Source organism: Andreprevotia lacus DSM 23236 (genome assembly GCF_900176275.1).
Lineage (GTDB): Bacteria > Pseudomonadota > Gammaproteobacteria > Burkholderiales > Chitinibacteraceae > Andreprevotia > Andreprevotia lacus.
Genome location: NZ_FWXD01000001.1, coordinates 93,985 through 116,390, shown reverse-complemented (window position 1 = coordinate 116,390; position 22,406 = coordinate 93,985). Strand labels below are relative to the sequence as shown.

The 22,406-nt window shown below is 63.0% G+C and carries 22 protein-coding genes and 3 tRNA genes; 14 read left to right on the top strand and 11 right to left on the bottom strand.

Annotation, left to right across the window (positions count from 1 at the left end):
- Window positions 1-134: 134 nt before the first annotated feature.
- The 3 genes from B9A19_RS00695 to B9A19_RS00685 all read right to left on the bottom strand — a co-directional run bounded on the left by B9A19_RS00695 (window position 135) and on the right by B9A19_RS00685 (window position 469).
- Window positions 135-210 (bottom strand) — tRNA-His (locus B9A19_RS00695).
- A 64-nt stretch (window positions 211-274) separates the two neighbouring features.
- Window positions 275-351 (bottom strand) — tRNA-Arg (locus B9A19_RS00690).
- Window positions 352-392: 41 nt separating this feature from the next.
- A tRNA-Pro gene (locus tag B9A19_RS00685) sits at window positions 393-469 on the bottom strand.
- A gap of 122 nt (window positions 470-591) precedes the next feature.
- Here B9A19_RS00685 and folD point away from each other — a divergent pair.
- The 5 genes from folD to B9A19_RS00660 are packed head-to-tail and all read left to right on the top strand — an operon-like array spanning window position 592 to window position 4,712.
- Window positions 592-1,446, top strand: coding sequence for a bifunctional methylenetetrahydrofolate dehydrogenase/methenyltetrahydrofolate cyclohydrolase FolD (gene folD / locus B9A19_RS00680; protein WP_084088617.1), 855 nt, complete (start codon window positions 592-594; stop codon window positions 1,444-1,446).
- Window positions 1,443-2,462, top strand: coding sequence for a quinone-dependent dihydroorotate dehydrogenase (locus tag B9A19_RS00675; protein ID WP_084088616.1), 1,020 nt, complete (start codon window positions 1,443-1,445; stop codon window positions 2,460-2,462). Before folD ends, B9A19_RS00675 begins: the two co-directional genes overlap by 4 nt.
- Window positions 2,459-3,217, top strand: coding sequence for an RnfABCDGE type electron transport complex subunit B (locus B9A19_RS00670; RefSeq protein WP_084088615.1), 759 nt, complete (start codon window positions 2,459-2,461; stop codon window positions 3,215-3,217). The genes B9A19_RS00675 and B9A19_RS00670 overlap by 4 nt, the downstream gene beginning before the upstream one ends.
- A gap of 4 nt (window positions 3,218-3,221) precedes the next feature.
- Window positions 3,222-3,926, top strand: a complete 705-nt coding sequence (locus tag B9A19_RS00665) for a M24 family metallopeptidase (protein ID WP_084088614.1) — start codon at window positions 3,222-3,224, stop codon at window positions 3,924-3,926.
- A gap of 15 nt (window positions 3,927-3,941) precedes the next feature.
- Complete coding sequence (locus B9A19_RS00660; RefSeq protein WP_084088613.1) at window positions 3,942-4,712, top strand: alpha/beta hydrolase; 771 nt, start codon at window positions 3,942-3,944, stop codon at window positions 4,710-4,712.
- A gap of 5 nt (window positions 4,713-4,717) precedes the next feature.
- On the opposite strand, the gene B9A19_RS00655 is transcribed toward B9A19_RS00660, so the two are convergent.
- Window positions 4,718-5,800 carry a PQQ-dependent sugar dehydrogenase gene (locus tag B9A19_RS00655; RefSeq protein ID WP_217806936.1) on the bottom strand — a complete coding sequence of 361 codons (1,083 nt, stop codon included), beginning with the start codon at window positions 5,798-5,800 and terminating at the stop codon, window positions 4,718-4,720.
- Between the two features lie 136 nt (window positions 5,801-5,936).
- On the opposite strand from B9A19_RS00655, the gene B9A19_RS00650 reads away from it, so the two are divergent.
- The 5 genes from B9A19_RS00650 to B9A19_RS23210 all read left to right on the top strand — a co-directional run bounded on the left by B9A19_RS00650 (window position 5,937) and on the right by B9A19_RS23210 (window position 10,027).
- Window positions 5,937-6,473 carry a DinB family protein gene (locus B9A19_RS00650; RefSeq protein WP_084088824.1) on the top strand — a complete coding sequence of 179 codons (537 nt, stop codon included), beginning with the start codon at window positions 5,937-5,939 and terminating at the stop codon, window positions 6,471-6,473.
- A 2-nt stretch (window positions 6,474-6,475) separates the two neighbouring features.
- Window positions 6,476-6,718 (top strand): DUF2164 domain-containing protein, encoded by a 243-nt coding sequence (locus tag B9A19_RS00645; RefSeq protein WP_084088612.1) that lies wholly within the window; start codon window positions 6,476-6,478, stop codon window positions 6,716-6,718.
- A 4-nt stretch (window positions 6,719-6,722) separates the two neighbouring features.
- A complete protein-coding gene (gene nth / locus B9A19_RS00640) occupies window positions 6,723-7,373 on the top strand; it encodes an endonuclease III (protein ID WP_084088611.1) in 651 nt (216 codons plus the stop codon).
- Between the two features lie 102 nt (window positions 7,374-7,475).
- On the top strand, window positions 7,476-8,063 hold the full coding sequence (locus B9A19_RS00635; protein ID WP_084088610.1) for an LURP-one-related family protein: 588 nt from the start codon (window positions 7,476-7,478) through the stop codon (window positions 8,061-8,063).
- 299 nt (window positions 8,064-8,362) lie between these two features.
- Complete coding sequence (locus tag B9A19_RS23210; protein WP_084088608.1) at window positions 8,363-10,027, top strand: carbohydrate-binding protein; 1,665 nt, start codon at window positions 8,363-8,365, stop codon at window positions 10,025-10,027.
- 266 nt (window positions 10,028-10,293) lie between these two features.
- On the opposite strand, the gene B9A19_RS00620 is transcribed toward B9A19_RS23210, so the two are convergent.
- Window positions 10,294-11,196, bottom strand: a complete 903-nt coding sequence (locus B9A19_RS00620) for a flagellar brake protein (protein WP_176216720.1) — start codon at window positions 11,194-11,196, stop codon at window positions 10,294-10,296.
- Between the two features lie 183 nt (window positions 11,197-11,379).
- Between B9A19_RS00620 and B9A19_RS00615 the strand changes: the two genes are divergently transcribed.
- Window positions 11,380-13,374 carry a UvrD-helicase domain-containing protein gene (locus tag B9A19_RS00615; RefSeq protein ID WP_084088606.1) on the top strand — a complete coding sequence of 665 codons (1,995 nt, stop codon included), beginning with the start codon at window positions 11,380-11,382 and terminating at the stop codon, window positions 13,372-13,374.
- Between the two features lie 204 nt (window positions 13,375-13,578).
- Here B9A19_RS00615 and B9A19_RS00610 read toward each other — a convergent pair whose 3' ends face one another.
- Window positions 13,579-14,076, bottom strand: coding sequence for a glycine zipper 2TM domain-containing protein (locus B9A19_RS00610; RefSeq protein WP_245804228.1), 498 nt, complete (start codon window positions 14,074-14,076; stop codon window positions 13,579-13,581).
- A gap of 232 nt (window positions 14,077-14,308) precedes the next feature.
- Between B9A19_RS00610 and rpsT the strand changes: the two genes are divergently transcribed.
- Window positions 14,309-14,572, top strand: a complete 264-nt coding sequence (gene rpsT / locus B9A19_RS00605) for a 30S ribosomal protein S20 (RefSeq protein WP_084088604.1) — start codon at window positions 14,309-14,311, stop codon at window positions 14,570-14,572.
- A 67-nt stretch (window positions 14,573-14,639) separates the two neighbouring features.
- Here rpsT and B9A19_RS00600 read toward each other — a convergent pair whose 3' ends face one another.
- Window positions 14,640-14,993: a hypothetical protein gene (locus B9A19_RS00600; protein ID WP_176216719.1), complete on the bottom strand. Its 354-nt coding sequence runs from the start codon at window positions 14,991-14,993 to the stop codon at window positions 14,640-14,642.
- A 116-nt stretch (window positions 14,994-15,109) separates the two neighbouring features.
- Between B9A19_RS00600 and B9A19_RS00595 the strand changes: the two genes are divergently transcribed.
- Window positions 15,110-16,225 carry a GGDEF domain-containing response regulator gene (locus tag B9A19_RS00595; protein WP_084088602.1) on the top strand — a complete coding sequence of 372 codons (1,116 nt, stop codon included), beginning with the start codon at window positions 15,110-15,112 and terminating at the stop codon, window positions 16,223-16,225.
- 2 nt (window positions 16,226-16,227) lie between these two features.
- Here B9A19_RS00595 and B9A19_RS00590 read toward each other — a convergent pair whose 3' ends face one another.
- From B9A19_RS00590 to surE, 3 genes are all read right to left on the bottom strand, one after another.
- The gene (locus tag B9A19_RS00590) at window positions 16,228-18,024 is read right to left on the bottom strand and encodes a GGDEF domain-containing protein (RefSeq protein WP_084088601.1); all 1,797 of its coding nucleotides are present in this window, start codon (window positions 18,022-18,024) and stop codon (window positions 16,228-16,230) included.
- 203 nt (window positions 18,025-18,227) lie between these two features.
- A complete protein-coding gene (locus B9A19_RS00585; protein WP_084088600.1) occupies window positions 18,228-18,884 on the bottom strand; it encodes a hypothetical protein in 657 nt (218 codons plus the stop codon).
- Window positions 18,885-18,895: 11 nt separating this feature from the next.
- The gene (gene surE, locus B9A19_RS00580; RefSeq protein ID WP_084088599.1) at window positions 18,896-19,852 is read right to left on the bottom strand and encodes a 5'/3'-nucleotidase SurE; all 957 of its coding nucleotides are present in this window, start codon (window positions 19,850-19,852) and stop codon (window positions 18,896-18,898) included.
- Window positions 19,853-19,989: 137 nt separating this feature from the next.
- Between surE and B9A19_RS00575 the strand changes: the two genes are divergently transcribed.
- Entirely contained in the window at window positions 19,990-20,583 is a 594-nt protein-coding gene (locus B9A19_RS00575; RefSeq protein WP_084088598.1) for a TetR/AcrR family transcriptional regulator, read from the top strand.
- Between the two features lie 207 nt (window positions 20,584-20,790).
- On the opposite strand, the gene B9A19_RS00570 is transcribed toward B9A19_RS00575, so the two are convergent.
- Window positions 20,791-22,404, bottom strand: a complete 1,614-nt coding sequence (locus B9A19_RS00570) for an NAD+ synthase (RefSeq protein WP_084088597.1) — start codon at window positions 22,402-22,404, stop codon at window positions 20,791-20,793.
- Window positions 22,405-22,406 lie beyond the last annotated feature (2 nt).

Below are 22,406 nucleotides of genomic sequence, written 5' to 3'. Positions count from 1 at the left end.
GACGATGCCACAGCACAAGCGGCTAACGCCAGCCACGGGCATTGCATCGCGCGGAATGTGGTTGATGCAAACACGGCCGGTTGGATGTGGCCAATGCAAAAAGCCCCCGATTTCTCGGGGGCTTTCTATTTGGATGGGGTGGCTGATGGGACTCGAACCCACGACGACAGGAATCACAATCCTGGACTCTACCAACTGAGCTACAGCCACCACCGAAACTGGGGTCACGCACTACTGTGCATGACGAATTCGGGCGATTTTTTTCGGGGCCACATGGCGCGCCCGACAGGAATCGAACCTGTAACCTACGGCTTAGAAGGCCGTTGCTCTATCCGGTTGAGCTACGAGCGCCGGTACCTAAAGAGCAAAGAACGATCATAACATACTGTTGCTGGTCGGGGCGGTGGGATTCGAACTCACGACCCTCTGCTCCCAAAGCAGATGCGCTACCAGGCTGCGCTACGCCCCGAACAGAGGCAGGAATTTAACAGGCCCCGTTGCGCTACGTCAAGCCTGCCGCATGCAGAATTTGAGCGGCGGGGGTGAAAATGCGAGAATACGCGCTTTGCATCAGCCCGCCCGGAGCCCCAGATGACCGCCCAGATCCTTGACGGTAAAGCCATTTCGCAGGAAATCATTGCGCAGGTACGCGCCCGGGTGGATGCCCGCCTTGCTGGCGGCAAACGCGCACCGGCACTGGCCGTGGTGCTGGTGGGCAGCGATCCGGCCTCGCAGGTGTACGTGGGCAACAAGAAGCGCCAGTGCGAAAACGCCGGCATCACCTCGATTGCTTATGACCTGCCGGCCGAAACATCTGAGGCCGATCTGCTGGCGCTGGTGACCAAGCTGAACCACGACGATGCCGTGGACGGCATCCTGGTGCAACTGCCACTGCCCAAGCACTTGAACGCAGAGAAAATCATCGAACTGATTGACCCGGCCAAGGACGTCGATGGCTTCCACCCCTACAACATCGGCCGTCTGGCGCTGAAGATGCCGCTGCTGCGTCCGTGCACGCCGCGCGGCGTGATGACCCTGCTGGAAAAGACCGGCATTGATCTGGTGGGCAAGGATGCAGTCATCGTCGGTGCATCCAACATCGTCGGCCGCCCGCAAGCGCTGGAGCTGCTGCTGGCCCGCGCCACCGTCACCGTCTGCCACAGCAAAACCAAGGACCTGGCCGACAAGGTGCGCGGCGCCGACGTGGTGGTGGCCGGTGTGGGCATCCCCAATTTTGTGAAGGGTGAGTGGATCAAGCCGGGAGCGGTCGTCATCGATGTGGGCATCAACCGCCTTGAATCGGGCAAGCTGTGCGGCGACGTGGAATTCGATGTGGCCAGGGAAAACGCCAGCTGGATCACCCCGGTGCCAGGCGGCGTGGGCCTGATGACGGTAGCGACGCTGATGCAGAACACCATTGACGCTTGCGAGGCACGCGGCCGATGAGTTACGGACTGATTCGCCCGCTGCTGTTCATGCTGGACGGCGAGCGCGCCCACAATCTGACCCTGAGCAGTGCCGACATGCTGCACGGCCTGGGCTTTTTGCGCGTATTCACGCCGGGCATTGCCCCGTTGCCGACCAAGGTGATGGGCATCGACTTTCCCAACCCGGTTGGCCTTGCTGCAGGTTTGGACAAGAACGGCGCCCACCTCGACGCGCTGGCCGACTTCGGCTTCGGCTTCATCGAAGTGGGCACCGTCACCCCGCGCCCGCAACCGGGCAACCCCAAGCCGCGCATTTTCCGCCTGCCGCATGCCGAGGGCATCATCAACCGCATGGGCTTCAACAATGACGGCGTGGATGCGCTGGTCGAGAACGTGAAGCGCGCGCAGTACAAGGGCATTCTGGGCATCAACATCGGCAAGAACTTCGATACGCCGATCGAAAACGCCACCAGCGATTACCTGATCGGGCTGGAAAAGGTTTACCCCTACGCCAGCTACGTCACGGTCAACATCAGCTCGCCCAACACCAAGAATCTGCGCCAGCTGCAACAGGCCGACGAGCTGAATCAGCTGCTGGCCGCGCTCAAGCAGAAGCAGACCGAGCTGGCCGATAAGCATGGCCGCTATGTGCCGGTGACACTGAAGATCGCCCCTGATCTGGATGAACATCAGATCCAGGATATTGCCGAGCGACTGATCGCCAACAAGATTGATGGTGTGATCGCCACCAACACCACGCTGTCGCGCGTCGGGGTCGAGCACCTCAAGCACGGCAACGAGGCCGGCGGGCTGTCCGGCGCACCGGTGCGCGCCAAATCCACCCACGTGATCCGCGAGCTGGCCGAGGCGCTGGATGGCGCGCTGCCCATCATCGGCGTAGGCGGCATTACCGAGGGCGAGCACGCACTGGAGAAAATCCAGGCCGGCGCATCGCTGGTGCAGGTCTACAGCGGCCTGATCTATCGCGGCCCGCAACTGGTGGCGGATTGCGTCGACGCGATTGCCCGCCAGTGAACACGCCCGACCCGGCGTTGATCGCCCGTATCGACGCCATCCTGCCGCAAACGCAATGCAGACAGTGCGGCTTTGACGGCTGCCAGCCCTACGCAGCCGCCATCGCCGGCGGCGAGGCCGACATCAACCAGTGCCCGCCGGGCGGTGCCGCCGGCATTGCCGCGCTGGCCGCCCTGCTGGGGCGGGCCGTCATTGCACTCAACCCGCAGCACGGCGTGGACAAGCCACGCGAGCTGGCCGTCATCGACGAAACGCGCTGCATAGGCTGTACGCTGTGCATTCAGGCCTGTCCCACCGATGCCATCGTCGGCGCAGCCAAGCTGATGCATACGGTGATCGCCGCCGAATGCACCGGCTGCGGCCTGTGCGTGCCGCCCTGTCCGGTCGATTGCATCACCCTGCCTGCACTGCAGCCAGCACGCCCGGCACGGCTGGCAGAACCCGAGCGCAGCCACGCGCGCGAACGCTACCGCTTCCGCCAGTTCCGCCTGCAGCGCGATGCACAAGAGCGCGCGGCACGGCTCGCGGCCAGATCGCCACGGGCAGCATCCCCCGTTGCCGAGACACCGACACCAAGCGCTGCCGACGCCCGCCAGGCCAAGATCGCGGCGATGATGGCACGCGCACAGGCCAAGCTGGCCGGCGCCCACACCCCACCTCCGGCTGAGCCCCAGACCAGCGATGCCGACGCACAAAAGCAGGCACGCATTGCCGCAGCCATGGCGCGGGCAGCAGCGTTGCGCAAAGAGCAGTAAGCACATGCCCGATACCGCGCTGATTGCAGCCCATCGCCACGTACAGGACATCGCCAAAGCGGTGCTGGCCGCACTGCCAGCCCACATCACGCCGGATGACAGCGAATACAGCATTACGCAGACCGCCTACCGATTGCTGTGTGAGCTGGGCGCCCCCGATACGTGGTACTACAACTGCCCGGCCTTCGTGCTGGCGGGCGAGCGCTCCTGCCTGTCCATTTCCGGCCGCGACTATGAAGCCAGCCGCACGCTCCTGGGCCACTACAATCTGATCACCGTCGACCTCAGCCCCAGCATCGACGGTCATTGGGGAGATTGCGCCCGCTCTTTCTACCTCGAAAACGGCCGGATCAGCGCAGCCCCCACAGACCCTCAGCTGCAAGCAGGCCAGCGTTTTCTGACCGGCCTGCACGCTGCCATGCGGCATTTCGTCACACCAGACACCCGCTGCAGCGAATTGTTCGACTGGTCGGCCGCGCAGATTGCCGCAGCCGGGTTCGAGAATCTCGACTTCCTCGGCAACGTCGGGCATAGCATTGCCACCCGGCGTGAAGACCGCACCTTCATAGAACGTGGCAAGGGCACCCGGCTCGGCGAGCTGCCGTTCTTTACCTATGAGCCGCATGTGCGGCAGCAGGATGGACGCTGGGGTTTCAAGCACGAAAACATCTTTTACTTTGATCATGCCAACCAGCTTGTCGAGCTCTGAAACAGGCCGCCCGACATGCACGCCTTGCTGAAAGTCACCCTGAAACTGGCGCGGCTGGTACTGCTGGCCTGGCTGATAGTCTGCGCCGCGCTCTATCTGTGGCAACGCAAGCTGCTCTACTTCCCGGCCCCTGCCCTGCTTGCCAACGCAAGCAACACGCTAATGCTCGACGTGGGCGATGCCAGACTGCAGCTGTCTACCCGCCCGGCGAGCGGCCCCGGCGCCGTGCTGTATTTCGGCGGCAATGCAGAGGATGCGTCGCAAACGCTGCCGTTGCTGGCTGCGGCATTTCCCGATCAGGCCATCTATCTGCAGCACTATCGCGGCTATGGTGGCAGCACGGGCGAGCCAAGCGAGGCCGCGCTGGTCGGCGATGCGCTGAAAACCTTCGACTGGCTGCACACCCGCCATGCCAGCATTACCGTCATCGGCCGCAGTCTGGGCAGTGGCGTGGCGGTGCAGCTTGCCGCGCAGCGCCCGGTCACGCGACTGGTGCTGGTCACGCCGTACGACAGCGTGCAGAACGTCGCGCAGCAACAGTTTCCATGGCTGCCGGTATCGTGGCTGCTGCAAGACAAATATGAGTCCTGGCGCTACGCCAGCCGCATCAGCGCCCCGGTCAGCGTACTGCTGGCCAGCGATGACCAGGTCATTGCGCGCGGGCGCTCGCTGGCGCTGATTGCCGCATTTGGCCGCCAGTCCGTGCGGGTGCACACCCTCGCCCACACCGATCACAACAGCATCAGCGATGCCGCAGACTACGCCCAGCTGCTGGCGCTGCCCTGAGCACGTCAGCGCCGCCCCTCATAACCCACCCGCCAGATCACCCCGCCCTCATCATCCGACACCAGCAAAGCCCCATCCGGTGCAACGATGATGTCCACCGGCCGCCCCCAGGCTGCCTGCCCTTGCAGCCAGCCCTCGATAAAGGGCACGACTTCGGCCACCCGCCCCTGCGCATCCAGCCGCGCCCGCACCACGCGGTAGCCCACCTTGCTGCTGCGGTTCCACGAGCCATGCTCGGCAATGAAAATCTGCCCGCGATACGCCGCCGGAAATTGCGTACCCGTGTAAAAGCGCATGCCCAGCGAGGCTACATGCGCGCCCAGCTTGGCAGCAGGCGGCACGAACTCGCTGCAGGCGTGCTGTGCACCGAACTCCGGGTCGGCCAGATCGCCCTGATGGCAGTAGGGATAGCCGAAGTGCTGGCCCGGCTGCGTGCTGCGGTTCAGTTCGTCCGATGGCAGATCATCGCCCAGCCAGTCGCGGCCGTTGTCGGTAAACCATAACGCCTTGCTGCCCGGCTGCCAGTCAAACCCCACCGTGTTGCGGATGCCGCGTGCCACCACCTCGCGCTTGCGGCCATCGGGCGAAATGCGCTGCAGGTTGGCGTAGGTATCCGGCTCTGGTGCGCAGATATTGCACGGTGCGCCCACACCAAAATATAGCCAGCCATCCGGGCCAAAGCCCAGATAACGCCCGCCATGGTGCCGCTCGGCCGGCAGGCCGGCATAAAACACCTGTGGCTGCGGCGGCTTGCCCGGCTTGGCCTCGATGCCCGGCCAGCGCAGGATGCGGTCGACCGACGATGCATAAAGATCACCGTTGCGAAACGCAACCCCGATGGGCAGGGTCAGCCCGTTGGCAATCTGCACCGCTTCGCCCGCCTTGCCGTCGCGCCCCAGCGGCACCGCATACACCGCGTCGCCACGGCTGCCGACAAACAGCGTCTGCCCGCCCAGTGCCATGCCGCGCGCACCGGGTACGCGGGCGAATGCACTGATGCGAAAGCCATCCGGCACGCGCAGTTGCGCGGCATCGTCGGCACACGCCTGACACATCAACAACAGCAACAGCCAAGCCCAACTACGCATGGTCTCATCCTCGCGATCTGGCCGGGGCCGGATTGATTACCAGTGTAGCCGGCAGCGGGGCCCGGCACTCGCATCAAACTGCAGCGCCACCTTTCCTGCTAGGATCAGCAGCCTGCCAACCGTGGAGCACATGCCGATGTCCCAGCTTGAACAATTTGCCCTTCTGGCCCGTTACAACGCATGGATGAACGCCAAGCTCATCGATGCCGCCCGCCAGCTGCCGGCCGGTGCGCTGACGCAGGAGCGGGGTGCATTCTTTGGCTCCATCCTCGGTACACTCAATCACCTGATCGTTGCCGATACCATCTGGCTGAAGCGTTTTACCCATCACCCGGCCGGCTTTGCCGCACTGGCCAGCGTGGCCGCCCTGCCTACGCCCGATGGGCTGAACGACATCCCCTGTGCGGACCTCGACAGCTACATTGCCCGCCGCAGCGTGCTGGACGACGCGCTGAGCGGCATGGTGGCCGCGCTGCAGCCGGCCGATCTGGATGTCGTTCTGGATTACAAGAACTTCAAGGGCATTGCCATGCGCAAGGCGTTCGCGCCGTTGCTGCTGCATGTGTTCAATCATCAGACCCACCATCGCGGCCAGGCCAGCACACTGTTCTTCCAGGCTGGCGTCGATATCGGCGTAACCGACCTGCCCATGCTGATCCCGGACGAGGTGTAACCGTGCCCTTGCAACTCGACAAACCGCAGGAGGCGCACCTGATTGCAGCCATCCAGCACTGGGGCAACCGCAATCTGGACGAGGAAATCGGCAACCTGCAAGCAGCCGGCCTGCTCGACCTGTTCATGACCGAGCTGGCACCTGTCATCTACAACCAGGCAATTGCCGATGCGCAGCACTATATGCACGAACGCGCGCTCGATCTGCCCGCCCATTGCTATCAGACCGAATCCGCTCCGCGCTGACGCCATGAACAACGACAAACGCCGCATCCTCTACCATCGACTGGCCGAACTGGACCCGAACCCGACCACCGAGCTGGAATACAGCACCCCGTTCGAGCTGCTGACCGCCGTGCTGTTATCGGCACAAGCCACCGACGTAGGTGTGAACAAGGCCACGCGCCGGCTGTTCCCGGTCGCCAACACCCCCGCCGCCATCCTCGCACTGGGGCAGGAAGGGCTGGAGGGCTATATCGCCACCATCGGCCTGTATCGCAGCAAGGCCAAGCACCTGCTGGAAACCTGCCGCATCCTGCTGGAAAAGCACGGCGGCGAAGTACCGCAAGACCGCGAGTCGCTGGAGGCACTGCCCGGCGTGGGCCGCAAGACGGCCAATGTGGTGATGAATACCGCTTTTGGCCACCCCACCATTGCGGTCGATACGCATATCTTTCGCGTCTCCAACCGCACCGGACTGGCGCCGGGCAAGGATGTGAACGTAGTGGAGCAAAAGTTGCTCAAGGTCACCGCGCCCGAATTCCGTCTCAATGCCCACCACTGGTTGATCCTGCACGGCCGCTATGTGTGCAAGGCGCGCCGGCCCGAGTGCTGGCGCTGCGTGATTGCCGACGTGTGCGACTACAAGACCAAGGAAATGACCCCGCCCAAGGGACGCTGATACCGCCTGGCGGCCGGTAACTTGCGGCAAGAGGCGTGTCGGGATATCGTATGCCCGCCGTAAGTAACAATACCGTCACTTTCAACCTTATCCGGTGTTTGCATGCATCCAGCTCTTGCCCAGAATCAGTACTTCGTCAAAGAACATGTCGGCCTGCTCAAGGCAGCCAACAACTACGACATCTATGACCCGGCCACCAGCCAGATCGTGCTGCAATGCCGCGAGCCGGATCTGGGCATTTTCACCAAGGTATTCCGCTTTACCGACTACAAGCGCTACACCCCGTTCGACATCAAGGTCACTACCCCGACGGGGGGCCAGGTGGTGCGCGTGCGGCGCGGTATTTCCATCTTCCGTTCGCGCGTTGAAGTGCTCGACGAGCAAGACCGCCTGATCGGCATCTTCCAGCAAAAGCTGCTGAGCATCGGCGGCAAGTTCGAGCTGCAGGACGCTACCGGCAAACCGCTGTGCTTGCTCAAGGGCAAGTGGACCAGCTGGGAGTTCGATTTCGAGCAAGACGGCAAGAGCTATGGCAACGTCACCAAGAAGTGGGCCGGCCTGGGCAAAGAGCTGTTCACCAGCGCCGACAACTACATGCTGACCATAGACCCGAGCGTGCCGGCCGATTCGCCGCTGCGCCAGATGATCGTGGCCGCCGTGATGTGCATCGATATGGTGCTGAAAGAGTAAGCATTGCTGCGCATCGCACCAAGGGGGCCAATGGCCCCCTTTTTGTTTGCCTGCGCCATGCCGCGCGTGCGCCGTAGCGCATGCTACAGGCAAAAACACCTTGCCATTCGTGAATCCACGGCAGACAAAACTGCCACCAAGGCACTGTTTAAACAGGATTTTTACGCAAACCCGCTGTCACCCGTGAAGACGCCCTCCATCCCGGCTTCCCGCCATGCCCTCCGCGCGCCACAGTAGCGCGCAGCGACACAGCGTCGCTGGATACCAAGCCAGGTCAAATCAAAAAAGAGGATGGAGCAATGAGATTGTTAGAACGATGTCTGCTGGCGGCAGTACCCGCCATCGTGATCGCGATGCCTGCGCTGGCCGCATCGGCATGGAGCCCGACCACCGTGTACACCGGTGGTGAGGTCGTCAGCTACAACGGCCAGGACTGGCGTGCCAAATGGTGGACACAGAATAACGTCCCCGGTGCCGACCAGTGGGGCCCGTGGGAACTGGTCACCATCAGCGCGACGCCGACACCGACGGTCACCGTCACCCCCAGCCCGACGTTGAAGCCGACCACCACGCCGACACCCACACTCAAGCCGACAACGACCCCGACGCCGACCGTCAGCCCCACCCCGACGCTCAAACCCACCACCACGCCGACACCCACCAGCACACCAACCACCGGCCCGACCGTGACACCGACGCCGGTCAGCGGCAACTGCGTGCCATGGCTGGGCAGCCCGGCCTACACCACCGGCATGTGCGTGATCTACAACGGCAACCAGTACAGCGCCAAGTGGTGGAACCAGAACAGCGCCCCCACCAACGATCCGTACGGCCCGTGGACACTGATCGGCCCGGTCACTACACCGACACCGGTGGTCACGGTCACCCCGACCCCGGTCATTACCGGCACGCCAACACCGATCCCGACCGTGGTGCCGGCGCGCATCGGTGCAGTCAAGGTCGATACCTGGCGCAACGGCGCCACCGCCGCGTATTCGATGGTGCATGACGACTTCTGCTACAGCGTGGTCACGCAAACCCAGGTTGCGATTGCTGACCCTGAACTGACCAAGCGCGGCCTGGTGGCCGGCTTTGGCGCCATTACCGGCCAGTGCCTGCCGACAGACTGGGCGACGGCGCAAACCTTCATTGCCCATGGCCATGAAATCGTTGACCACTCGCGCAGCCATCCGCTGGGCGGCAGCGGCGATGCCAGCTGGGTGAACAGCGTGCAGATCAGCGATTCGCGCCAGGATATCGCCACCAATCTGGGCGGCTATCAAGCCACCTACTTCATCTGGCCGAACGATACCGCCACCGACGCGGCACAGGCCTATCTGCGCAGCGCACCGGGTTATCTGGGCGGCCGAGGTACCAACCGAGACCTGGGTGGCGGCAATATCGAGTACATCGGTGCTCCGGTGGGTATCAATGCAGCCAACTTCACCGATCCGTACATGGTGAAGTGGGATCTGTTCACCATCTCGGGCCAGTATTCGCTCTATCCGATGGGCAGCGAAATCCTCAACCTGCACGTGGATGCGGCCATTGCGCAAGGCGGCTGGGCAACCCGCACCATGCACGGCGTGAGCGATAACGCCACCGATGGTTACGAACCGGTGCCGGTGGCCCGCTACAAGGCCCACCTCGACTACGTGAAATCCAAGGTCGATGCCGGTCTGCTGTGGGTGGCTACGCCGTCCAGCGTGATCCGTTACCGCTTTGCCCGCGACTACTGCGCCCCGGCACTGAGCAGCAATGGCGGTCAGGTCGACTTCCCGGCGACCGATGCCAATTGCGTGAAGTACGCCACGCCGCTGTCGCTGGAGTTCACGGTGGCCGGCAACAGCGTCACCTTGAGCCAGGCCGGCAAGGTGCTGACCGCGAAATCACTGGGTAACAGCGTTTACCGCGTCGATGTATTGCCGACGGCAGGCTCGGTGACGGCACAAGCAGCACAATAAACAGCAACAGATACTGCCTCGAGGGCACGGCGGCGGCGCAATCCGCCGCCGTTTTTTCGAGCCTGGCATGACAAAGGGCCACATTGTCTGCAGGTGGACTGCATCAAACCCCCGGCAAAGCCGGGCGCTCACCGGTTTTTGCAAGTGACGCAGCGGCTCTCCCTGTTTGATTCCACGCCCCCCGGCCCTCGCCGCCGCGAGGGAGCCTCGCCATCGCTCGTCATTGGCACAGTTCACGTGCAGCAACAGCAACAACGCCACCGGACTTAACCGTTTACCAGCTGGTGATAAATGAAGTTGTCCAGCACCAGCCGCTCCAGCATGCCCGGCTCGACAAACTCGATGCCGGCCTGCCCGTCGGCACGGCTGCTGCTGCGTACTTCGGCCTTGATCGACAGCGTGTGCTCGGTACCAGCCGCAGTCAGCCGGAATGCCAGCTGCAGCGATGACCCCGCATGCAACTGTGTGCTGCATACCAGCAGCGCACCACCGGCCGATAGATTGATCAGCCGCGCCGGCACCGTATTGCCGCCCAGGGTCAGGCTGGCGATCAGATCGGTATCGATGCGTTGCGAGCTGCGCAGCTGCTGGCGCTGCACCTGCTCGGGATAGCTGAGGATGAGATGCGGTACTGGCGTGAAGCTGACCTTGCTCACCACACAGGTAAAAGCCACCACATCGCGCCCGGCCATGGTCTTGAGCGACAGCGTTTCGCCATCACGGAACGGCAGTACCGTACCCTGCGCATTGACGCTGCTGAGAAACACCGTGCTTTTTTCCACCCAGCCGATCAGGCGCACGCTGGTTTTCGGCCGGCCGCTGGCGCCGTTCTCGCCGATCTGCAGCCAGGTGCCGGGCATGAGCTTGATTTCGGCAACCTTGCGCTCCGCCGCCAACTCGGCACCACGCGCAGCAGCGGTCGGTGCGGGCGGCGGCGTGGGCTCCGCCCGGTGCACGCGTGCGCCACCGGCTGCAGCGGGCTTGCGCACCGGGTTCCATTGCGGGTTTGCGTACATGCCGATGGTTTGCAGTGTTTCCAGCAATTCCGGGCTGCGCACGGTCTGCCCGGCCGAGATCAGCAGCTGGCCGCCCGCGTCGAAGATCGCGTACGGCACTGGCTGGCCTAGCTGCAGGTCCTGCTTGCGCACGGGCAACATGTGTTCGGGCATGGCGTTCAGAAAAGGCAATTGATCGGCAGCGGAGCATGTATTCCGCAACGACAAGCTTACACCAGACGCAACAACTGCGGCGGCGATTCTGCCCGACGCACGGGTGCATGCACACGACCGGGCCAGCGCACCACGCGTGCTAAAATCCCCCGCTGCGCCAAGCCCTTGTCGAGTTTCCCCATCATGCTGCATCTGCTCAATCCTGCCCAGCGCGCCGCCGTGCAATATCTGGACGGCCCCTGTCTGGTTCTGGCCGGTGCCGGCTCGGGCAAGACGCGCGTGATCACGCAGAAAATCGCCTACCTGATCGAGAAGGCCAGCATGGACGCGCGCAATATCGCCGCCATCACCTTTACCAACAAGGCTGCGCGCGAAATGAGCGAGCGTGTCGGCCACCTGATGTCCGCCGACCGGCTGCGCGGGCTGACCGTCTCGACCTTCCACAGTCTGGGCATGCGCATCATGCGCGAGGAAGCGCGCCATGTCGGCTACAAGACACAGTTTTCCATCCTCGACAGCGCCGATGCCGCCAAGATCATCAGCGACAGCCTGGGCACCACCGACAAGCAACTGATACGCAGCACGGTCAGCCGCATTTCGATGATGAAGAACGACCGCATCTCGCCCGACAAGGCGATCCTGCAGGCCGATTCGGAGGGCGAGCTGCATCTGGCGCGCATCTATCGTGTGTATCAGGACACCTTGCAGGCGTATCAGGCGGTGGACTTCGATGACCTGATCCGCCTGCCGGTCGATCTGTTCGAGCAGAACGAGGAGGTGCTGAAAAAGTGGCAGCACCGGCTGCGCTATCTATTGATCGACGAATATCAGGACACCAACCTGACCCAGTACCAGATGGTGAAGCTGCTGACCGACATCACCGGCCAGTTCACCGCCGTGGGCGACGACGACCAGAGTATTTACGCTTGGCGCGGCGCCGACATGGAAAACCTGCGCAAACTGCAGAGCGACTTTCCCAAGCTGCAGGTGATCAAGCTGGAACAGAACTACCGCTCGGTGGCGCGCATCCTCAAGTGCGCCAATGCGGTCATCTCCAACAACCCCAAGCTGTTCGAGAAAACGCTGTGGTCTGACCTGGGCGTGGGTGACCCGATCCAGGTGATCGAGTGCAAGAGCGACGAGCACGAGGCCGAGCTGGTGGCGATGAAGCTGCTGGCGCACAAGTTCGAGACCGGTGCGGACTACAAGGACTACGCCATCCTGTATCGCGGCAACCATCAGGCCCGCATCATCGAAACCGCGCTGCGCACGCACAAGATTCCTTATCTGATTTCCGGCGGGCAAAGCTTTTTTGACCGTGCCGAAATCAAGGACATCCTCAGCTATCTGCGGCTGATCGCCAACGAGAACGATGACCCGGCCTTCATCCGCGCGGTCACCACGCCCAAGCGTGGCGTGGGCAACGTCACGCTGGAGCGGCTGGGCGCCTATGCCGCCGACCGGCAGATTTCGCTCTATCAAGCGGTATACGAGGAAGGCTTCATCTGGCAGGTGCAGGGTACGCAGTACGAGCCGCTCAAGACCTTCTGCGATTTCATCGGCCGCATGCAGTTCCGCGCACCGCGCGAGCCGGCCGGCGAATTGCTCAAGGAATTGCTGGACGCCATTGACTACGAAACCTGGCTGTACGACAGCGACGAACCCAAACCAGCCGAGAGCAAGTGGAAGAACGTGCTGGAGCTGGTGCAGTGGGTCACCCGCCAGGGCGAGGAAAAGCAACGCAGCCTGATCGAAGTCAGCCAGACCATTGCACTGATCACCATGCTGGAAGGGCGCGACGAGGAAGAAGTGGACGCGATCAAGATGTCCACCCTGCACGCCAGCAAGGGGCTGGAATACCCGCACGTGTTCCTGATCGGCTGCGAGGAAGACATCCTGCCGCACGCCAACTCGATCGAAACCGGCATGGTCGAGGAGGAACGGCGGCTGATGTACGTGGGCATCACGCGCGCGCAGCGCACGCTCACCATTACCTATTGCGGCAAGCGCAAGCGTGCCGGCGAATGGCAGATCACCGAGCCCAGCCGCTTCCTCAAGGAACTGCCGGCCGACGATATCCGCGTATCCGGCCGCCTCAACGGCGGCAAGGCCGAGCAGGCGATCAGCAAGAGCGAGGGCCGCGCCATGCTGGCCGGCCTGCTCGCCAAGCTGGGTTAGCGCCGTGGTAGGTTGATCGAAATAACCGCGTTCGCGCGGCTTTCGAACAAAGCGAGGCTCCCTCGCGGCGGCGAGGGCGGGGGGTATGGAATAAAACAGGGAAGAGCCGCTGCCTCACCTGCCAAAACCGGTGAGAACCCGGCTTTGCCGGGTGCTTGATACCGGTTTACCTGCAGATCACGACCAAGCGTGCACAACAGGCGCTTAGCCCGGGGTCACATCCACGCGCACCGGAATGGTCGCACCCGGTTGCTGCGGCAAGGTGGTGGTCATCGTATGGCCACGGTATTCATAGGTCACCAGATACCCGGTCACCCGGTCTTCCCAGGCGTCCACCTTGCGGCAGCGCTGCACATCGCGCTCGCTATAGCGTGGTTCATCGCTGGCAAGATGGTTGCCCAGCAGGGTGCCGGCAATCGCACCGGCCACGGTGGCAGCATCACGGCCACGGCCGCCGCCGACCTGATGGCCCAGCACGCCGCCGGCCACGCCACCGATCACGGCGCCCACCGTGCCGTTGGCATTGCCCTGCTCGCGCACCTCACGGCTTTCGGTCCAGCATTCCTTGCGCGGGGTGTTAATGCGTTCAACCTGCGCGGTACTGCTCAGCACACGCGCCTGATCATAGAATTCCTGCGCCTGACTGGCGGCACTGACACCAGCCAGCAACAGCAACATGGCATGGATATACGGGGTCTTCATCGTGGCCCTCCTTGGGGCGTTACGACACATGTCCCCATCAAAACGGCCACGCAAGCCCCTGCGTTGACGACAATTTCGTTCCGGCACCGGCAGTTACATGTTGCAACACCCGCCAAAGGCACGATGCGTCTCTTGCATACGACGTGGATAACGGCTATCATCGCCGGTTTCCGAGTGTGCCTTTCCCGGCAAGCCGGGATCGTACAATTCAAACCGATTTGGAGTTCAAGACATGGCTAACAGCGCCCAAGCTCGCAAGCGTGCGCGTCAGGCTGAGCAAGCTCGCCAACACAATGCCAGCCAACGTTCGGCATTCCGCACCGCAGTGAAGAAGGTGCTGAAGGCGATCGAAGCTGGTGACAAGACCGCCGCTCAGGCAGTTTTCCAGCAATCCGTCAGCATCATCGACAGCATTGCCGACAAGAACATCTTCCACAAGAACAAGGCTGCTCGTCACAAGAGCCGTCTGTCCGCTGCCATCAAGGCACTGGCCTGATTCTTGTCAGAAGCTGCAACAAAAAACCCGGCCTTGGCCGGGTTTTTTGTTGCCTGCCGCTTGGTACCTACATCCGCCGGCTAAGCCGGAACGCCGGCAGCAAGGCGCGGTAATCGCCCTCGTCGAAGTCCAGCCACACGCTCTCGTCGGCCTCGGCCTGCCCTTCCAGCCAGCAACTGGCGCGCACAAAACGCCCCAGCGCGTGCCACAGATGCGCAACAATGCGCTCGGCATACCAGCGTGGCGTATCGCCCCCCAGATCGACCTCCAGCTCCAGCCGCAACAGGCACCCCTGCGGGTGCGGCTGGCGCATGGCGCGCAACAGCGGCAATTGCAACCGCGCCACCGCATGCAGCGCCAGATCAATCTCGCGCGCGGACAACGGGGCAAGGCTAAGCTGAAGAGGAACCCGGTTCATCATGTCAGCTTATCACGTAGATAGCGGCTTGCCGCCGCCGACCATCCGGGGAACGCCTGTCACGCCAAAGCCGGTCCACTGTGCTAGATTGGCGAAGCATACGATCAAGAGCCTTTGCCATGACGCAAGAAGCCACAGAACTCGCCCCGCTACCCACCGTGCTCATCGTCGACGATTCCCGCATCGTGCGCGCCACCGTCAGAAAGCACCTGTCCGAGCATTACAACGTGCTCGAAGAAGCCGATGGCGAGGCTGGCTGGCGCCGCCTGCAAACCGAATACAACGTGCAACTGCTGGTGTCCGACCTGACCATGCCCGAGCTGGACGGCATGGGCCTGCTGGCCCGCATTCGTGGCAGCGGCGATGGCCGGCTGATGCAGCTGCCCATCATCATCATTTCGGGCGAGGAAGACGAAGAAACCAAGCGCCGCTGCGTTGAATGCGGCGCCAACGACTTCATCACCAAATCCACCGATCGCTCGGAAATGCTGGCGCGCGTGGCAGCCAACATCCGTCATGCGCAAACGCAGAAAGAGCTGGAAACCGCGCGTACCCAGCAGGCAGAAACCGCGACCACCGACCACACCGGCGCCGGCACGCACCACCTGCTGATGCTGCAGACCGAGCAATCGCTGGCCTTTGCCCACCGCCACCACAGCGAAGTCACGCTACTCTTGATCGAGATCGACCATTTCGGCCATCTGCAGGACAAGCTGGGCACACGCCTTGCGGAACAGATGCTGGGCCTGATGGCCAAGCATCTGGGCGCCAAGCTGCGCCGCGAAGACACGCTGGCGCACGTGGAAGGGCCGCAGTTCGCCGTGGTATCTCCCGGCACCACGCTGAACGAAGCCAGGATACTGGGTGAGCGCTTGCGGCTGGCGATTGCCGGCGCACGCGTACACTTCCGCGACGAGCTGGTACAGGTCACCGCCAGCATCGCTGCAGCCAACTCGATCCACGACCAGCAAACCAGCGCAGCTGGCCTGTTTGCCGCGGCCACTGAACGCCTGTACGCCGCAGCCGGCAACAACCGCCTGCTGATCCCCGATCAGCCGGAGCGCCGCAGCAGCCCGCTACTGGCCGAGGCCATGGTGATGCTGCACAAGGGGCTGGATGACGACGTGAAGCCACATCTGCCGGCGCTGATGAAGAACCTGCTGCCCCTGCTGGAGCTGGCCAATCGCGAGATGGGGCTGGGCTGGCCGCTGGACAAGCTGCAACAGCCCTCCTGAGCTTACCCCACCGTCAACAGCGCCTGCGGCGGCTCGATGTCGGCAGCATCGGCGCGGCGCTCGACAAACACGCTGGACCCGCTCTGCCGCTTGGCACAGCGCTTGGCCGCAGCCGCAGCAGCAGCCACCTCGTGATGGGATAGATAACGGCCGGGCTGCACCTCGACGATGCCCACCGACAGCGTCACCAGGCTGTGCCATTGCAGTTCGCCACGCCGGTCCGGCGAGGCATAGCCCCCGCTGAGCCGATGCGCCGCCTCGAAATGCTCAAGCTTCTGGTGCTCGAAGCCTTCCAGCATGTCCCGGCAACGCTGCTCTGCACCGGGGGTGCGGAAGATCACCACGAAGTCATCGCCGCCGATGTGGCCGACAAAGTCATGCTGGGGGTCTGCCATTTCCAGCAACAGCGAGCCGGTAAGCTGGATCAGGCTGTCGCCGCGCGCATAGCCATAGACGTCGTTGTAGGGCTTGAAGTGGTCCAGATCGAAGTAGGCAACGGCAAACGGCTCTGCATCCGCCAGCAGGCCGTCGATTTCTTCCTGAATGGGCACGTTCCCCGGCAACAGGGTGAGCGGGTTGGCATAACGTGCCGCGCGCATCTGCAACTCGGTCAGCGCGCGCATCAGGTCGTGGCCGGTACCCATGCCCAGATAGCGGCCATGCTCGGTGACGATGAAGCCGTCGGCCAGATAACGTCGTTCGGCCGCACTGACGAGCAGCGACAATTCCTGCAGGCTCATCGAGGTTTCGACGATCAGCGGCGAGGCATCCATCAGGCCGCGGCAGGGCCGGTTGCCATACAGCTCGTGCGTGAACGGCCGGGCAAAGAACTCCAGCACCTCGTTGCGCTTGAGCAAGCCCACTGGCCGGTCACCCTCGACCACCGGCAGCGCATACAACTGCGGCGAGCCGGTAAACAACTGGCAGACGGCTTCGCTGCGCTCGGTCGGAGCAACCGTCGGCACCTCGACCAGCAAGCTGCCCGCACTGCGCGCGTGGCGCTCATCGCTGCCGCGCGGCGACTCCGGCTCGGACAGCTCCAGCGCGAGGAAACGCACCGGGTGCTGTTGCGGACGCGCGATGTGATAACCCTGACCAAAGCCGATGCCGATGCGGCGCACCACATCCAGCTCGGGCTGGGTTTCTATGCCTTCGGCGATCACCTTGGTGGCGGTATTGAGCGCAATATGCTGGATGGAGCGCACGAACTGGCGTTTTTGCACATCGCTCGCCAGCCCCTGCACGAAATACTTGTCGATCTTGACGAAGTCCGGCTGCAATTCGGACCACAGCCGCAGGGTGGAAAAACCCTCGCCCAGATCGTCGATGGCGATCTGGAAACCCATATTGCGATAGTGCAGCAAGGCGTCCTTGAGCAGCGCGTAGTCATGGGTCGAGTGCGTTTCCGTCAACTCGATCACGACGCGCTGCGGCGGCAGGCCAACGGCACGCAGCATGTCCAGCGTGGCGCCGGGACGGAAATCCGGCGCGGTCAGGCAGGCCGGGCTGACATTGAGGAACAGCCGGCCCTGCAGGCGCTCGGCAACAAAGGCAGCAATGATGGCCTTGCGGCAGGCCAAGTCGACCGACTGCAGCAAGCCCACGGCATCGGCACTGCGAAAGAGATTGATCGGGGAATGCAGATACCCGTCAGATGGGCCACGGATCAAGCCTTCATAGCCATAGATTTCACCGTCATTGAGTGACGCGATCGGCTGAAACAATGCGGACAGGCGGGCTTCCTGCAGCAGCAGCTCGATGTCACGGCGAAGGCTGGTCAACTCGGGCAATTCGGGCATGATGAAAGTTGTGCGGGCAACAAACCCGGCAGTCTAGGCACCATGCGTTACCGGGTGGTGACAAACCGGGCTTGTCATCTACATCAATGGATGATGCATCGGGGGTTGTCGCACGACGACACCCCGGCAAGGGGGCCGTCGGCAACCGTTTTTTCACACCGGCAAGCCGCCCGGAGGCAGGCGGGCCGGCGTGACGGGCGTGCTTACTCGGCGTACGCCCAGAGATCGACCACCTGCTTGCCGTCATCCGCCAGCAGGCGGAAACGCGCCGGCGCATACGCGGCATCAACCAGCAATACACCGTTGACCGCAGCCGGCAGGCTGCCGCACCCCGACAACACCAGATTGACCGCAACACTGCCGGGCAACGCTGCCACGCCGGTTTTGCCCGACAACTGGCAGCTGCCGCCCGCTGCCGACAGGCTGCCATCAGCCGCCAGCGTGAACACCGCCGTACCGCCACCCTGTACCTGCGCCACATAGCGCCCAGCCAGCCGGGCCAGATCGACCGTGGCCGGGCTGGTGGCATCGCTGCGCAACAAGGTGATGCTCACCGGCGCACTGGCCGCCGGCACCGACTGCCACGCACCGCCGGCCGCCTGCTTGTAGAGGGTTTGCGCCAGCTCGTTGTCATCATTGACCACCAGCAGGCGGCTGCCATCGGCAGCTGCAAGGTATTGGCCCACCGCAGGCTTGCTGTCGCTACCCAGCGCCACGTTGTAGCTGCCGGCAGGCAATGCCTGCACCTGCACGCTGGGTTGTAGCGTGGGCGCAACGGAGCTGCCGCTGTCGCTGCTGCCACCGCAGGCCGCGAGCAGGCTGCCGAGCAGCAGGGGCGGAATCAGGAAAATGCGTTTCATGCCCTTCCCCCTTACTTGGCCAGCAGATCGCGCAGGCGCAGGCGCAACCACTGCTGCGATTGCGGGCGGGCCTCAAAGCCGACCTGCATTGCCGTCACCGTGACATTGCCCTTGGCATTCAGCGCAGCCTCATTGTCGGCCTCGGCACCTGTCGGCGTACCACCGATGGCAAACGTTACACCGGGGTACGGCACTTTCACGCCGTAGCCACTGGCAATCGGGTCCTTGGACAGATCGGCAACGAATTTGGGAGTGGTGGTGGAGAAAGTCCCAAAGCGGGCAAACACCCACGGTAGCTTGGCGGAACCACCGCTGGTAAAGGTCGGGAAATTGACATTGAGCGCCACGCCGGCCGGCAGCAGCGGCCCGGTGCCGGCTTTGGCTTGCAGCGCGGCCAGCAGCTTGAGCGACAGCATGGCGACTTCGTCGGCCAGCACGGCATTGTCGGTAGTGTTGGTATCGGCACTGATGGCAATCGACGGCAGCCCTCGATTGGCCGCAAAGACGGCATTGCTGACGGTGCCCGAGGTATTGACGATGGCGCCGAGGTTCTGGCCCTCATTGGGGCCGGAAATCACCACATCGGGCGCCTTGCCCCAGCGGGCCGGCGCCAGCACATCCAGGCCGTACATGGTGGCCATGACCGGCGTGCCATCGACATAGTTGATGTCGGCAATGCTGGGATCAATGCCGACGCCCGGCGCGCCGGCCTTGACGGCACCACCACGGCAATCCTTGGTCAGCGGGGTAAGCGGCGTGAGGAAATTGAGCGAAGCACCCTTGCCGCTCTGGTTCTGGCACGGCGCGGAGACGATCACATCATGACCGGCCGCCTTGAGTTTGGCATACAGCGCACGAATGTTCGGCGCGGCAAAGCCATCGTCATTGGTCAGCAGGATGTTGAGGGCAAATGCCGGCGAGGCAGCACCCACTGCCAGCAAGGCAACGGCGATGCGATTGAATTTCATGGTTCAGGCTCCAAAAAAGAGCCGCCATGAAAACAAACAAATATGTCTTTTTAATGAAATAGGTAATCCATAAGCAATTACAAATTTTGTACACGGATATTGGTGATATCCCTAACCGGGCAAGGTAGAATTCACACATGGCTACCCAACTCCAACGCTCAACCCAGACCCAACAACAACTGCTGGCCGCGACCGAACGTCTGCTGGCCGAGCAAGGTTATGCCGCTGTCAGCGAGGCCCGCATCTGCGATCTGGCCAACCTGACCCGTGGTGCACTGCGCCACCACTACCCGAACGGGCGCTACGACCTGCTGCCAGTGTTGCTGGAAAAACTCATCGCCAAGCAAAGCGAAAAGATCGAAGCTGCACAGCCGCAAAACCCGCGCGAACGCGTCTACCTGATGCTGTTCGGCCTGCTCGAAGCCTCGATCCAGCCGGAAACCGTCGCCATCCTCGAGGTATGGATGGCTGCACGCGGCGACGCCAAACTGGCGGAACGCATCAACCCCATCATGAACAGCTCGATCGAACGCCTGTTCGGCATGACGCCGGATACGCCCATCGACCCGGACTTGCTGGCCCTGCGCTGCCTGCTGCACGGTGCCTGTATGCACTGCTACAGCGTCGATTACCGCCACGAGGAGCTGGTGCGCGCCATTCAATGGGTGCTGGAACGCCTGCCGCCGCCGGCCGGCTTTGTTGAACGGCTGAGCGCCGCCCAGGCAGCCTGAGCGGTTTTTCCCACTCCTGAATGAACAAACGGCAGCGCAAGCTGCCGTTTTGCTGTGCCAGCCCAAGCGGCGCCACTAGCGCGCGGCGGCGAGAGCGGTAGCGGAACACGTCGCGGTTGCGAACACCATGAACAGCGAAAACCCGGCCATGCCGGCCTCCTGATACCGCCCGCGGCTGGATCGCGCCCCGAGAACCCGCGTAGACGCTCAGTCGCGATAGCCATTGGTGATCGGCATGCGCCAGTCCTTGCCGAAAGCACGGCTGGTCACGCGCGGCCCCACCGGCGCCTGGCGGCGCTTGTATTCATTGATGCGCAGCAGGCGCACCACCTTGTCAACGTCATCGCCGGCATAGCCGCGCGCCTTGATCTCGTCACGGCTGAGGTTTTCCTCGACATACAGCGCCAGGATGGCGTCCAGAATGTCGTATTCGGGCAGCGAATCCTGATCCTTCTGGTCCGGGCGCAGCTCGGCGCTGGGCGGACGGGTGATGATGCGCTCGGGAATCACGCGGCCCTGCGTATTGCGCCAGTTGGACAGCTTGTACACCAGCGTCTTGGCCACATCCTTGAGCACGGCAAAACCGCCCGCCATGTCGCCATACAGCGTGGCATAGCCGGTGGTCATTTCGCTCTTGTTGCCGGTGGTCAACACAAGGCGCCCGCTCTTGTTGGACAGCGCCATCAGCAAGGTGCCACGGATGCGGCTCTGCAGGTTTTCCTCACTGGCATCCATGGGCAGGCCGGCGAAGTGCGGCGCCAGGCCCGCCATGAAGGCTTCGTACATCGGCCAGATTTCGATTTCGGAATACTGGCAACCCAGCAATTCGATCATTTCGCGCGAATCGGTCACCGAAATATCAGCGGTATAGCGCGACGGCATCATCACCGCGTGCACCTTGTCGGCACCCAGCGCATCGACGGCAATCGCCAAGGTGAGCGCGGAATCAATCCCGCCCGACAAACCCAGTAGCACACCGGGGAAGCCGTTCTTGCCGATATAGTCCTTTACCCCCAGCACCAGCGCCTGGTAAACGCTGGCCACCTCGTCGAGATCGGCCGCCACGTCGCCAAACTGCAAATCACCATCGCGGTAATCCACCAGCAGGGTGGCGGGCACAAAGGCCGGGGCTTGCGCCACCAGATCGGCTGCCTTGTTGAGCGCAAATGAGTGGCCGTCGAACACCAGCTCGTCCTGCCCGCCCACCATGTTCACATAGGCAATCGGGATGCCGGTTTCATCCACGCGGTTGGCCACCACCTGGTCGCGGCGCATCTGTTGCTTGGCCTTGTGATACGGCGAGGCATTAAGCACCAACAGCAATTCGGCGCCTTCGTCGCGCGCGGCAGAGGCAGGCTCGATGTCCCAGATATCCTCGCAGATCACTACGCCGACGTTGACTACGCCATCGGGCGTTTGCTGCTCGAATACCAGCGGCGCATAGCCGGGGGTGAAGTAGCGTACCTCGTCGAACACTTCGTCATTGGGCAGCAGCATCTTTTCGTAGCGACCCAGCACCTTGCCGTCACGGATCACGCTGGCGGCATTGAAGCGCTCGCCACCGGCTGCATGCGGGTGACCGATTACCACGGTGATGTCATCCACCTCGTCGATGATGCGGCCGATCAGCCGCTGGCATTGCTTGAGAAAGCTCGGCCGCAGCAGCAGGTCTTCCGGCGGATAGCCGGACAGTGCCAGCTCGGGCGTCACGATGATGTCGGCACCCTGTGCGCGGGCATCGGCAATGGCGGCAAGGATCAGGTCGAAATTACCGGCAAGGTCACCGACTTTGGGATTGAGCTGGGCAAGAGCGATTTTCATGA